The 292-nt window shown below is 69.2% G+C and carries 1 protein-coding gene; it reads left to right on the top strand.

Annotated features, from left to right (window positions below; translation table 11 throughout):
* The coding region (locus tag J0O65_RS25305; RefSeq protein ID WP_215409925.1) for a YDG domain-containing protein at positions 1 to 292 on the top strand (292 nt) is incomplete at both ends.

The following is a 292-nucleotide window of genomic DNA, read 5'->3' as shown; positions in this document are numbered from 1 at the left end:
GACGCGGCCAACTATGAGCTGGTGCAGCCAGGCAGCGTCACGGCCGACATCGCCAAGGCCAGCGTGATCGTCACGGGCGTGGGCGCGGCCAACAAAGTCTACGACGCGACCAATCAAGCCACCCTGACGGGCACGGCCACGGTGCTGGCGCTGGGCGACGACCGGCTCGGCGTGACGGGCGGCAACGCGGCATTTACCGACAAGCACGCCGGCAGCGGCAAGACCGTCATCCTCGGCGGCTTCAGCCTGCAGGGCGCCGACGCGGCCAACTATGAGCTGGTGCAGCCAGGCA

Source organism: Janthinobacterium sp. JC611 (assembly GCF_018682595.1).
Classification (GTDB): Bacteria; Pseudomonadota; Gammaproteobacteria; order Burkholderiales; family Burkholderiaceae_D; genus Janthinobacterium.
The sequence above is the reverse complement of the archived record's forward strand: the minus strand, read 5'-3'. Positions and strand labels throughout refer to the sequence as shown.